Source organism: Hypericibacter terrae, from assembly GCF_008728855.1.
GTDB classification, from domain to species: Bacteria; Pseudomonadota; Alphaproteobacteria; order Dongiales; family Dongiaceae; genus Hypericibacter; species Hypericibacter terrae.
The window spans coordinates 2368273-2381926 of record NZ_CP042906.1 but is presented as its reverse complement, the minus strand read 5'-3'; the positions used below and the strand labels follow the sequence as shown (position 1 = coordinate 2381926).

Annotated in this window: 7 protein-coding genes; 3 read left to right on the top strand and 4 right to left on the bottom strand. The window is 64.7% G+C overall.

Going from position 1 to position 13654, the window contains the following annotated elements:
- The first annotated feature begins 13 nt into the window (after positions 1-13).
- Complete coding sequence (locus FRZ44_RS10955; protein WP_151177219.1) at positions 14-1069, top strand: sulfate/molybdate ABC transporter ATP-binding protein; 1056 nt, start codon at positions 14-16, stop codon at positions 1067-1069.
- On the opposite strand, the gene FRZ44_RS10950 is transcribed toward FRZ44_RS10955, so the two are convergent.
- The 4 genes from FRZ44_RS10950 to FRZ44_RS10935 all read right to left on the bottom strand — a co-directional run bounded on the left by FRZ44_RS10950 (position 1066) and on the right by FRZ44_RS10935 (position 5644).
- Complete coding sequence (locus FRZ44_RS10950; RefSeq protein ID WP_151177218.1) at positions 1066-1470, bottom strand: OsmC family protein; 405 nt, start codon at positions 1468-1470, stop codon at positions 1066-1068. The two genes, FRZ44_RS10955 and FRZ44_RS10950, sit on opposite strands and share 4 nt — an antisense overlap.
- Positions 1471-1773: 303 nt before the next feature.
- Positions 1774-2241 (bottom strand): hypothetical protein, encoded by a 468-nt coding sequence (locus tag FRZ44_RS10945; protein ID WP_151177217.1) that lies wholly within the window; start codon positions 2239-2241, stop codon positions 1774-1776.
- 207 nt (positions 2242-2448) lie between these two features.
- The gene (locus tag FRZ44_RS10940; RefSeq protein WP_151177216.1) at positions 2449-3825 is read right to left on the bottom strand and encodes an FAD-binding oxidoreductase; all 1377 of its coding nucleotides are present in this window, start codon (positions 3823-3825) and stop codon (positions 2449-2451) included.
- Between the two features lie 46 nt (positions 3826-3871).
- Complete coding sequence (locus tag FRZ44_RS10935; RefSeq protein WP_151177215.1) at positions 3872-5644, bottom strand: adenylate/guanylate cyclase domain-containing protein; 1773 nt, start codon at positions 5642-5644, stop codon at positions 3872-3874.
- Positions 5645-5853: 209 nt separating this feature from the next.
- Here FRZ44_RS10935 and FRZ44_RS27565 point away from each other — a divergent pair, with 209 nt between their 5' ends.
- Together FRZ44_RS27565 and FRZ44_RS10925 are read left to right on the top strand one after the other, a co-directional pair.
- Positions 5854-8490, top strand: a complete 2637-nt coding sequence (locus FRZ44_RS27565) for a CHASE2 domain-containing protein (protein WP_151177214.1) — start codon at positions 5854-5856, stop codon at positions 8488-8490.
- A 392-nt stretch (positions 8491-8882) separates the two neighbouring features.
- A complete protein-coding gene (locus FRZ44_RS10925) occupies positions 8883-13316 on the top strand; it encodes a Calx-beta domain-containing protein (protein WP_151177213.1) in 4434 nt (1477 codons plus the stop codon).
- The last annotated feature ends 338 nt before the right edge of the window (positions 13317-13654 follow it).

The following is a 13654-nucleotide window of genomic DNA, read 5'->3' as shown; positions in this document are numbered from 1 at the left end:
CGGAGGTTTCCAAGTGAGCATCACCGTCACCAGCCTGGTGAAGCATTTCGACAATTTCGCCGCTCTCAAGGGCATCGATCTCGACGTGCGACCGGGCGAGTTCCTGGCTCTGCTGGGCCCCTCCGGTTCCGGCAAGACCACCTTGCTGCGCATCCTGGCCGGGCTCGAATTTCCCGATGCGGGCACGCTGACGATCGACAATGTCGATGTCAGCGAACAGGGGGCCCGCGACCGGCAGATGGGCTTCGTGTTCCAGCATTACGCGCTCTTCAAGCATATGACCGTGGCCCAGAACGTGGCGTTCGGCCTGCGCGTGAAGCCGCGCAAAGACCGCCCCTCTCGCACGGAAATCGACGAGCGCGTCGACCGGCTGCTGCAGCTGGTCCAGCTCGAGCAGCTGGGCGACCGCTACCCGACCCAGCTCTCGGGCGGCCAGCGCCAGCGCGTGGCGCTCGCCCGCGCCCTCGCCATCGAGCCGCGCGTGCTGCTGCTGGACGAGCCCTTCGGTGCGCTCGATGCCAAGGTGCGCAAGGATCTGCGCCGCTGGCTGCGCGGCCTCCATGACGAGATGGGCATCACCAGCATCTTCGTCAGCCACGATCAGGAGGAGGCGCTGGAGCTGGCCGACCGCGTCGCGGTGATGAGCGAGGGCCGGATCGCCCAGATCGGCACGCCGACCGAGATCTATCGCAACCCCGCCAACGCCTTCGTCTGCGAGTTCCTCGGCAACACCAACCGGCTCGCCTGCCGCATCGAGAAGGGCGGCGCCAAGCTGGGCGACCAGTTCTTCGCCGCCTCGGTGCCGAGCGACGCGCCGGCGCTGGCGGGCGTCGCCTACGTCCGGCCCGAGGATTGCGACATCCACGCCGAGCCCTCCGCCCCCGGCCTCAAGGCCCGCGTGCTGAAGATCCATGCTGCGGGACCAACGACCCGGGTCGAGCTGCGCCGGATCGAGAGCGACGAGATCATCGAGATCCATCTGCAGCCCGGCACCGACGCGCCCGAGATCGGCAACGACGTGGCGCTCACATTTCGCCGCGTCCGCATATTTCCAGTTGCCAGCGCCTAGCCGGGAAAGCGGACGGGAACGCCGCGGGCGATCGAGTTGCTCACCGCGGAAATGGTCCGTGCCCGCTGGATGAGGGTTCCGACGTCGGCCGTCTTGTCTGCGGTTTCTACGGCGATCTGAACGGCCGCGGAGGTTGCGAGCAACGGCGTGCCCTCGAATGTCACGGCCACATCGACGGAAACCGAAGTCAGGCCGATACCCATCTCATGCGCGACGTAATAGAGGTCGTTGCAGAGGCAGCCGCCGATCGCCAGGCCCAGCAGTTGCCCACCATTGAAGCCGAGCCCCTGCCCACCCGCCTTGCCTTCCGGGCGGTCGACGACCACAGCATGCGCACCGGCCCAGCCGATCGCGGCTTCGGTCTCCGGGATGCCGCGCAACTTCACCGTCATCGTTGCCATCGGGGCGCCTCGCGAAATCTTGCCGGCAGCGAGCATGGCATGGACAGGCCATCCGTCATGCCGTCAGGTTATATATGCGGGGCCTCGTGTCTATGTCACCTGTCGAAGTCGATCGGGCTGCCCCGGGGATTCCGGACGTCGTAGGGATGGATCACGGAATAATCGTCCCAATATTCGTGGGTCTGGCCCAATCTCGAATCGGGGGGCTGCCCGTCCGTCATGCATCCACCCAGCGCAAACAGAGCGGCCAGGAACGCGATGCGCAGCGATTCCCTTCGCGTCTCACGCCGATGGCCCGGATGGTTACTTGCCATGCCTCGCGAACCGATCGGTGACATTGCCGTTCAGCGTCCCGTTCAGGCTCCCGTCCTTGCTCCCCAACGTCACTCTGTCGCCCGAGATCGAGGGCTGGAAGCAGCCTTCCATCCCGTCGATGGGTTTCTGCCACCGGAGGCAGACATTTCCGCCGGGATCGAGGTTCCAGGTGCCGCTGTCCGTCACGCCGGTCTCGTCGAGATAGGTCACCTGCCCGCCGGCCAGGAAATACAGATGATAAGCCAGGCCGGCCGCGGTCGTGCCGGAGATCGTGTTTCCTTCCGTTGCGGTGATGAACCGGTCTCCCTGAGAATCGCGCGCGGACGCCGCCAGGGGCTGCATCAGGAGCGCCACCACCCACAGTGAGCCACCCAGTCCGGCAGCAAAGCTGAAGACCCTCGCCGCTGGACGGAGACGGTCGCGGTCAGAGTCGATAAAAGCCCCTCTATTCGACATGTTTGCTCCTTCGCTGCGGACGGCGATGGGGTCGCCGATCGATGTCCTCGCACAGATTGGCCCAGGGAGGTCGTGGCGAATTCCGCCTGCGATCTCGAACCGACAGGCGTTTCCGCCCGGGGAATCGCCCGGCGGACGCGGCAGTCTCTTCGATGCCGCGTACCCCGTCCTGTGAAACGACGTGAAATTTAGTTAGGCAATCGGCGCCTACAGGACCTTGCCGGGGTTGAGGATGTCGTTAGGGTCGAGCGCCGCTTTCACGGTGCGCATGAGTCCCACCACCGCCTCGCTGCGGCTGAAGCCCAGATAGTCGCGCTTCAAGGTGCCGATACCATGCTCGGCCGAGACCGAGCCGCCCATGTCGCGCACCACCTCATAGACGCAGAGCTCGACCGCATGGCGGACATGCTCCTCATCGCTCCCCATATCGAGGCTGAGATGGAGATTGCTGTCGCCGATATGGCCATAGAAGGTATTGAGCGATCCGGGCCAGCGCTGTTGCAGGCGTGCGCGGACCCGCTCGGTGAAATCGCCGATGCTGGCGATCGGCAGGCTGACATCGAGGTGGAGCCCGTTATGCCGCGTGTTCCAGGCGCCGACGCCTTCGCGGATCTCCCAGATCGCGCGCGCCTCGCGCTCCGACTTGGCGATCACGGCATCGCTGACGAGCCCCTGCTCCAGCGCCCGGCCCAGGAAGGCCTCGAACCGATCGGGATCGCCTTCGGCGTCGTTGCCGGCGAATTCCAGCGCCACGTAAAAGGGCGAAGTCGCCGGCAGGGGCGGAATCCGCGACGGATCCGCACCGGTTACGAACCGATAGTAATCCTGCCACATCGCCTCGAACGCGCTGACGCCGCCAAACTCGGCCTGGGCCGAGCGCAGCAATTGGACGACCTGCTCGTAGCGCCCGGTCGCCACCAGTGCCGTGACGGAGCTGCGGGGCTTGGGATGCAGGCGCAGCACGGCGCGGGTGACGATCCCGAGCGTGCCTTCCGAGCCGATGAAGAGATGCTTCACATCGTAACCGGCATTGTTCTTGAGCATCTTGTTGAGCGCATTCACGACAGTCCCGTCGGCGAGGACGGCCTCCAGACCCAGCACCTGCTCGCGCGCCATGCCGTAGCGGATCACCTTCATGCCGCCGGCATTGGTCGAAAGATTGCCGCCGATCTGGCAGGAACCGCGCGCGCCCAGATCGAGCCCCAGGAGGAAACCCGCCTGGCTCGCCGCCGCCTGCAGCGTCTCGAGCGGCGTGCCCGCCAGGACCGTCATCGTCGCCGCGGCCGGGTCGAGCTCCTCGATGCCGCGCATCCGCTCCAGCGACAGCACCACCTCGCCGCCGCGGGGCGTGGCGCCGCCGGCAAGGCCTGTCAGTCCGCCCTGGGGCACCACCGGCTGGCGATGGCTGTTGCAGATCCGCAAGGCGGTCGAGACCTCGCCGGTGTTGCGCGGGCGTAAGACCGCAAGCGGGCGATGGGGCGCGATGCCGGTGGCGTCGCGGGCATGACGGTCGAGGATCGCGGCCTCGACGGAGAGGACCTCCCCGCCCAGGGCCTGACGCAGTTCATCGAGTAGGGCAGCCATCGCGACCTCTCCGTCGACAGGACCGGTCCGGTCAGGCTAGCGGCCCTCAGCCGCCGCGGCCACCGTTGACGACGGCCAGATGCGGTTTTATCGCCGGGCGGTCGGGAAAACCCGCCATCCGCATGCCGGCGATGAAATGCTCGAGGTCGGCGGCGTCCCGGAAGGGTTCCTTGGGCAGCCAGGTCTGGACCGCGCTGTCCGGCCGGCTCTTCATCATCGCCGTCGCATGCTCGCGGGCCTTCTCGAGATTGCCCAGGTGAGCGTGGGCCACGGCGAGATAGCAATTGTCGAAGGGCATCGGCGGCGAGACGCGGTGGAAGGCCTGGATGGCCTCCTCATAGCGGCGCGCCACCAGGAAATTGAAGCCCATATCGTGCCAGTGCCAGGCCTGCCGGTAGGGGTTGAGGCGCATGGCGCGCCGGATCCACTCGATCCCCTCGTCGGTCCGGTTGACATAGGCGAGGAAGGAGCCGAACTGCGACAGGAGCTCGGCGTCGTTCGGGTTGAGCTCGATGGCCCGCTCGTAATGGAGCGCCGCTTCCTCGTAGTTCCGGCGATAGAGGCAGACGAAGCCCAGCGCGAAATGGCACCAGCCGTCCTCGGCATCGAGTGCCACGCCCTGGCTCGCCAGCTCATAAGCCTTGTCCATCGCATCGGGGATCTCGTCCCGATACCAGCCGAGCACCGTGACGAAGGCGAGCAGCGCATGGGCCTGGGCATAGGCAGGGTCGAGTTCCAGCGCCCGCTGGAGCAACTCCGCGATCTGGCGATGCTCGGTCCCGCCATTGCGGTAGAGATTGTCCCAGGCTCGCAGCATGTAGTCATAGGCGACCATGTTGTCGGTGCGCTTGCGCTTGCCGCGTGCCAGCCAGTCGGCCTCGATCCGGCCCGGCAGCGCCGTCACGATCGCCTGCACGATCTCGTCGTCCATGGCGAAGAGCTGCGAGGGATCGCGATCCTGCTTGATCGCCCAGATGCTGCGGCCGCTTTCGGCCTCGTAGAGCTGCGCCGTGATGCGCAGGCGATGCTCGGTGCGGCGCACGCTGCCCATCAGCACATAGCGCACCCCCAGCTCGCGACCGATCGCGGTCACGTCCATGCCGCCGTCGCGATAGGCGAAGGACGAGGTCCGCGCGATCACGAAGAGCGCGCGGAAGCGCGACAGCTCGGTGATGATGTCCTCGGTGATGCCGTCGCTGAAATAGCGCTGCTCCTCGTCGTCGCCGGCGGTCTCGAAGGGCAGCACGGCGATCGAGGGCCGCTGCGGCAGATCGAGCGAGACCGGCTCCAGCGCCCGCGTCCCCTCGCCCAGCGCCACGCGGAACACCGCGACCGGCTCGGAGATGTTCTTGAGCTGCTTGCGGCCGAGGGATTCGAACCGCAGCTCGAGCTTGTTCTTGACCTGCTCGTAGACCAGGGAGGAAAGCAGGATGCTGTCGGGCTCGGCCAGGGCCTCCAGCCGCGCGGCGATGTTCACCCCGTCGCCGAAGAGGTCGTCCCCCTCGACGATGACGTCGCCCATATTGACGCCGATGCGGTAGCGCAGGCGGCGGTCGGGCGGCTGCTCATGGGAGGCCTTGACCGTCGCTTCCAGCATGTCGCAGGCGAAGCGCATGGCGTTCACCACGCTGCCGAACTCGGCCAGCAGCCCGTCGCCCATGAATTTGACGATCCGGCCGTCATGGGCCCGGACCTTGGGCTCGATGATACCGGTCTGATTCTCGCGCAAAGCCGTCAGCGCCCCGGCCTCGTCGATCTGGGCCAGGCGGCTATAGCCGACGATGTCGGCGGCGACGATGGCGGCAAGGCGGCGCTGCATGGGCCGGGCGCGGGGCGATTCGGAGACGGGTTGAAACCGGCCCTTTCTATGCGGGGAAGCGGCCGGGCTGGCAAGGGTTTGTTCCTAAATCCGTTCCTATCCCCCAAACCCTGCCTTTTTCTTAAGCCACAAGGCCTTATACGCCGTCCTGCAATCGACAATTCCTGGCCGCTCGGCCATATTGCGCCCCCTGTGAGGGCCCGCTCCGAATGCGCAATCTGTTTGCCAGACTTCGCCGTTTTGCCGCCGGTCATGGGCGTATACCGGGCGCGATCCTGCTGATTGGCCTGTTGATACTTCAAAACCCCAGCATGTTGGGATTTCAGAACGCCGACCTCACCCTGATCGAGGCGTTGCGGGTGCGCTATTTCGACCTTCTGCAGCGCGCGCTTCTTCGGACCGAGACCAATCATCCTGTGCTGATCGTCGATGTCGACGACAAAAGCATCGAAGAGGTCGGCCAGTGGCCATGGCCTCGAAACAAGATTGCCAAGATGGTGGATATCCTGACGCGAGCGAAGGTGCCCGCGATCGGTTTCGATATGGTGTTTTCCGAACCCGACCGAACCTCGCCCGATGCGTTCGCGGACAACCTGACGGACGCAACCCCGGACCTCACAGGTCTTTTGAACGCCCTACCCGACAACGATCTCATCTTCGCCGAAAGTCTGAAACGCAGCCGAGTTGCTTTAGGGGAAGCCGGCGACAACATCGGCGGGCAGATCACCCAACCCGCCGCTCCGTTTGGCTGGAAGGGTCGAAGCTTCGTCCCCTATCTCTACAATTTTCCCGGCATCCTTCCCGCGCTTCCTGTGCTTCGCGATGCCGCGGCAGGGCGGGGCATATTCAGCCTGCCTCCGGAAAACGACGGCGTCGTGCGCCGCGTTCCCGCGGCTGTTCGCATTGGTGGCAACCAACCCTACCCGTCCTTGGCCATCGATCTGTTACGCGTTGCCACGGGAACCAAGTCGCCCATCGTCCTTGAATCCGACTATGCAGGCATTGCGGCCGTGATCGTCGCCGGTGTTCGGATACCGACCGACCGCAACGGACAGATCTGGATTCGTTACGGGCCTCACGATCCCGAGCGATTCATCAGCGCCGCCGATCTGCTGGCAGGCCGCGCCGATCTCAATCGCGTCGCCGGCCGTTTGATTCTTATCGGGAGCTCGGCACTCGCGCTCCAGGATGTTCACTCGACGCCGCTCGGCTACAAGATGCCGGGCACCGAGATCATGGCGCAGTTGATCGAGACGGTCATCAAACAAACGACTTTACAGCGGCCCTATATCGCAATCGGCATTGAGGCCGCTGTCGTCGCCGTGGCCGGCATTTTGCTGATCGTGCTGGTACCTTCGCTGGGTGCCCGGTGGACCATCGCGGTGCCCGTCCTTGTCGCCACCGCGATGACGGGCAGCTCCTGGTATCTCTTTTCCCACAACAACTACCTGCTCGACGCGACCTATCCGACGGCCGCGACCTTGGCCCTCTATCTCGTCCTCGTCTATTTCGGCCAGGTTGCTGAGGAGCGGCGGCGCAAGGCGGTGAGCCGCAACTTCGCGCAATATCTGTCGCCTGTGGTGGTCGAACGCCTGGCAAAGGATCCCAATCCACCCAAGCTCGGTGGCGAGCAACGCGACATGACGGTGGTGTTCGTCGACATCGCGGGCTTCACCACGCTGTCGGAACGGTTCAAGGGCGATCCCGAAGGCCTGACCCATCTGATCAATCGCTTCCTGACCACCATGAGCGAGTCGGTGCTCGAGCAGGAAGGCACGATCGACAAATATATCGGCGATGCCATGATGGCGTTCTGGAATGCGCCGGTGGACCTGCCCGACCACGCCGCCCGCGGCTGCGCCGCCGCCCTGGCGATGGTCGATGGTTTGAACCGCCTGAATGCCGAACTGGCCGCGGAGTCGCAGCCGATCAAGGGGTCCGGGGCGCCGGCCGCGGGTGGCGTTGCCCCCGCCGTGACGCGCATCGAGCAGCTCGAAAGTGATGCGCACAGCGGTATCGCCCAGGCGCAATACCAACTTGCCAAAGCCTACCGCGATGGCGCCGGCGTCAAACAAAGCGTTGAGATGGCCCTGCGGTGGCTGCGGGCGGCGGCCGATCAGGGCGACGCCCGGGCCCAGCGCAACCTGGGTCTGCGCTATGTCCGCGGCAACGGCGTTCCCCAGGACGATCGCGAGGCCCTGTTCTGGCTCAGCCTCGCCCAGCTCCACCTCGACACCGTCGCGGACGACCGGGCGGCGGTGCAGTACCGGCTCAGCAGTCCCGACGTGGAGGCGGTCCAGGCCCGTGTCGCCGCCTGGAAGCCGGCCCCCATCGGAAGCCGGGCCATCCGGATGGAAATGGGCATCGGTCTCAATACCGGTCTCTGCCTGGCCGGCAATCTCGGCTCGAAATTCCGCTTCAACTACTCGGTGATGGGCGACCCCGTGAACCTGGCCTCGCGGCTCGAGGCTCAGACCCGGACCTATGGCGTCGACGTGATCGTCAGCGAAAGCACCCGGGACGCCGCCCCCGATTACGCGTTCCTCGAGCTCGACCTGATCGCCGTCAAAGGCAAGACCGAGGCGGTCCGGATCTTCGCGCTGCTGGGCACCGGCGCCGATGCCCAGACCGAGCAGTTCCGCCAACTTACCGAGACCCATGCACGATTCTTGACAGCCTACCGGGCCCAGCGCTGGGGCGAAGCGCGCGAGCTGCTGCGCGCCTGCCGCCCCCGCTGGGATGGGCTGGGTGAGCTTTACGACCTCTACGCGCGCCGCATTACAATGTTCGAGGACAACCCGCCGGGTACCGACTGGAACGGCGTCTATGTGGCCCATTCGAAATAATGCAGAGCCGGTAAGGTCCTGAACGGTCCTTGTAATGTGCCTAGGCCGGAGATTTGGACCCCGCACCCCCTCATCTCTTTCTGTCCAAGAGGGTTAATAGGAGACGTCCAGTCTCCGATCCGTCACCAAATGCGGCTTCATTTTGGCCTCTTCGCCACGCTGTGTTTCAACCGTTGCTGATCCATTGCAAATGCGTCAACTGCTTCATCCGATTAACCAAAATCCGCATCGGATTCGTTTGCGACGATATTGAAGCGCCTTTAGGATGCCCCCAGATTTCGATTCAGGAATATCGACCTGTTGGCTTACGCGGTACGAGGCACGCGCCGCGAATGAAGGGCCCTCTTGGTCGTCCGAGCGAGTGACGAACGCGGTCGTGGGGGGCCGTCAACATGGACAACACGTTACACGGCACCGCATCTGGCGGCGGCGAGCATAGCGAAGTCGGGGCGACGCAGGTTGCCGCCGTCACTGGAACGCCGATCGGCCAGATTTCCGCCACCACCCAACCCGTCCATGTCACCCATCCCGACGGCAGCACCGAGGATCTCGGCGTCGGCGGCCAGATTTACGCCAACGACACGGTCAAAACCGACTCCGACGGCGAAGTCGAGATCACCTTCGTCGACGGCACTCATTTCTCGCTCGGCGGCAATGCCGAGATGCAGATCGACAAGCTGATCTACGACCCCTCGGGCAGCGATAACTCCCTGGCTGTCTCCGTGGTTCAAGGTGCCTTCGTCTTCGTCACCGGCGCCATCGCGGGCGCGCCCGGCGAAGGCATGGAGGTCACCACGCCCGCCGGCGGCATCGGCGTTCGCGGCACCAGCGTCGGCGGCCATTACACGCAAGGGCCCGAAGGCTGGGTCATCGCCCTGCTGAAGGATGCCAATGGCCATGTCGGCAAAGTCGTGGTCTACAACGACAAGGGCGAGGTCGTCCTCGACGAGCTGTTCGAATCCACCAAGCTGATCGATCCCAACACGCCGCCGACAGTCCCGGTCATTCTGACCAAGGAACAGATCGAGGCCCTGTTCGGCGTGCCGCTCGAGCTCCTGCCCGAGATCCATATGCAGATCGAGCTTGAGGGCCAGCGCGGCGAGCTCGACACGTTCCAGACGGCCGCCGGCGGTCCCAACAGCGGCGGGCCCAACCACGGCTCGCATTTCTATACCTTCGGTCTCGCCAATTTCGTGTTCGGTGTCACCGGCGGGACGGTTCCGGCCACGGCATTGGGCGACAGCGGTCCCTTAGGCGGCTCCAAGCTGGTCTATGACACGCCTGGCGGACCGCAAGACCCGCACGACAAGCAGTTCCAGGACAGCGGCGGTCCGTTCGGCATGGCGCTCGGCGGCGGCCATATCCCCGAGAATTCGCCGTTCGGCACCGTGGCCGGCTTCGTTGCCGCGATCCTCGGCGGCCCGCCCAACGCAACCTACACCTACAGCCTGGTCGACCAGGACGGTTTCGCGACCTTCCGGGTGCTAGCCTTCGCGGCGCTGGGAGAAGAGTCGCCCGCCTTCGAGATCGATCCGGCGACCGGCATCATCACTGTCCACAATCCCGAATTGATGGATTTCGAGACCACGCCGGATTTCTTCCTGACGATCCGTGCTACCAACGCCAGCGGCCAGTTCGTCGATGTGCCGTTCCAGGTCCATCTCGAGGACGTCAACGACAACGCGCCGGTCATCGATCCGCACGAGCCGATCGACCTCGCGGAGAACAGCGCCGCGGGCACCGTCGTCGGCCAGGTAACGGCGCATGACGCCGACACGACCGGTGAAGCGACCGTGTACAGCATCGTCGAGGCGAGCGATCCCAACCATTACTTCGCGATCGACCCGGCCACCGGCCAGATCACGCTGACGGCCGCCGGCGCCGCCTCGGGGCTGCTGGATTACGAGACCGAGCCCAACAAGATCGTGCTTCAGGTCATCGCGTCCGACGGCACCAACACCTCGGGCCCGACCGATGTCGAGATCGACATCACCGATGTGAACGAGGCGCAATGGTCGATCAGCGGCTCCACCTTCGTCTCCGAGGGAGGAACGACCACCTACACCGTTTCCTACACCGGCGTGACGCTGGCCGAGGGCGAATCGATGACCATCGACGTCCAGACCCAGCCCGGCAGCGCCGAGGACGGGTCGGACTATACCGGGCTCACTACCACCATCACCTTCATCGGCGGCGGTGCCACGAGCGCGACCGTCGAGGTTTCCACCATCGACGACACGGTGATCGAGGGCGACGAGGACTATACGGTCGCGATCGGCAATCCCAGCCACGGGAATGTCGCCGGCAGCGGCGAGGTGACCACCACGATCGAGGACGGCAACGACACCATCCTCAGCTGGCAGATCGAAGGCAACAGCACGGTCGAGGAAGGCCAGGACGCCGTCTATACAGTCTCCTACACCGGCGCCACGCTGGCCGACGGCCAGACCGCGACCGTGACCGTGCAGACGCATGAAGGCAGCGCGCAGGAAGGTGCCGACAAGGACTTCGGCGGCGTCGACCTGGTCCTGACCTTCACCGGCGGCGACGTTACCGCCCAGACGGTTTCGGTCGAGACCTTCAGCGATTCGCTGACCGAGGGCACCGAGGATTACTCCGTCGATCTCATCAGCAATGTCGGCACGACCGGTTCTGGCGTGACCACCGATATCGTCGATCCCCCACCGCCCATGGTCTGGACGCTCAATGGCGACAGCGGCGTCAATGAGGGTTCGAGCGCGACCTACATCGTCTCATACACGGGCGGCAGTCTGGCGCCGGGTGAACTCGCCACCATCACGCTGGACACCTCGTCCGGGACCGCCACCGAGGGCGGCGAAGGCGGCGACTTCGGCGGCGCGCACGTCGTCCTGACCTTCACCGGCGGCGAAGACACCGCCCAGACGGTCACCTTGTCGGCCTATAACGACACGGTCATCGAAGGCACCGAGGATTACACGGTCTCGATCCACGATCCGAGCGCTGGCAGCGTGGCCGGCGACGGCCAGATCACGACCCAGATCAGCGACAACGACACCGTCCTCAGCTGGTCCGTCACGGGTGACAGCACCGGCGTCGAAGGCGATTCCGTCACCTACACGGTCTCCTATGGCGACGCGGTTCTCGCCGACGGACAAACGGTCACGGTGACCGTTCAGACCAGCCCCGGCTCGGCCAGCGAAGGCGAGGATTACGGGGCCGTCGACACGGTGCTGACCTTCACCGGCGGCGACGCGACCAGCCAGACCATCGCGGTCGAACTCTTCAACGATACGCAGGTCGAGAGTTCCGAGAATTATTCGGTCGACCTCCAAAGCGACGTCGGCCAGGTCGGCAGCGGCGTCACCACCGAGATCCTGGACCCGCCCCCGCCCCTGGAATGGTCGATCAGCGGCCTGAGCAGTGTCACCGAGGGCGATGCCGCCACCTACACCATCGGCTATAGCGGCGGCACGCTGGCGACGGGCGAGATCGCGACCGTCACCATCGACACCTCGCCGGGAACGGCCGGCGAGAACCAGGATTATGTCGGGGTCCATACGGTCCTGACCTTCACCGGCGGCGAGGCCGCGACCCAGACGCTGGAGGTCGCCACCATCGGCGACAACAATGTCGAGGACACCGAGACCTATACCGTCTCGATCACCCAGGTCGACCATGGTGATATCGCCTCGGGCCAAACCCAGACGGCCATCATCGACAACGATGTCCCGCCGGATAACGGGAACCTCGACGGCACCATCGCCACCGGAACCAATCACTCGGAGCAGCCGGTCATCCTCACATTCGTGGATGAGAACCCGCTGACGGAGGGCGATCCGCTCCACGCCTATTCGCGCCTGCTGGTGATCGGCGGCGAAGCCAGCATCACCGAGATCGATACCGATGCCGGCTTCGACGTGGACGATAGCCGGACCTATCGGGCCGCGCTCGAGTTCCCGCCGGACACCATCGGCAGCCACCTGGATATCCATGGGGTCACGCTCGAAGGCGTAGACCTCGGGCCTCGTGACAACGTGACCATCGGCTACGACAATAACGGCACCCAGGATTCCGTGCCCGGCGATCCGGTCGGCATCACCGGGCTCCTCGATCCCGCGAACGGCGACGCGCTGCAGCCGATGCAGCCGTCAGAAGACGGCAACGGCAGCAACGACACGATCTTCGGCTCGAAGGGCAGCTTCAACTATCTGTTCGGCGCCGACGGCAACGACACGATCGAAGGGTCGACCGACCCGGAGATCCTCAATGGCGGCAATGCCGGATTCAATGGATTCGACTCCGTCGACGGCGGCGGTGGCGACGACATCATCGTCTATCATCCCGACAGCGTCATCGATGGCGGCTTCAGCGGCTTCGATATCCTGCGCGTCGATCAAGGGGCGATCGAACTCTATCAGAGCGACAAGAGCGGCGATCCCCTTGAGGCGAGCAGCACGATCGATCTGACCAACGCCAGCGTCTACAACATCGACATGATCCTCATCACCGAGGATGCCGACGCCGATTCCAAACGCGGAACCAGCCTCGAGCTCGATGCCGCGACAGCCGACCGGATGACCCGTTCGGCAGGCAGCGAATCCGACAGCAGCACCAACCTCTATATCGTCGGCAGCAAGGGCGATCACCTCACGCTCGACGATTTCGGCGGCGACTGGGTCGATGGCAATGGCGACATCCCAGGCATCCAGCCGGTCGGGCATGTCGACGACGGCCATGGCCAGGCGTTCGATATTTACCAGGTGGCCACGGACAATTTCAGCCGGACGACGAATGTCTATGTCGACACCGACATTCAGGTGACGGTCGACCAGGCCTCGGCTTGAGATTTGAAGCCTAGGTCTTGAGTTTATCGCATTAAGACAGCCTTACTGTCCTTTCTACTTCGTTGACCGCACAACGGGATGTAAGGAATTTCTTAGGTTCTTGGCGACGGGCCTTGATTGAGCGCGGTATAGTGGCCTTCGGAAGCAAACGACGATTTCAGCCGCGGTGGCGAATCCTTGCCGCCCGGCACGGTTGGTTGTGGAGCCAATCTCAAGAGCTCCGCTTCCGTCTGTATTGATTGGCAGTGATTTCGCGAGCAGCGCACCAGACGCGCTGATTGCCGCGCGAAGACGCCACCAAGGCGCCAGCGTGGCCACTACATCGTCACCGGACCAGT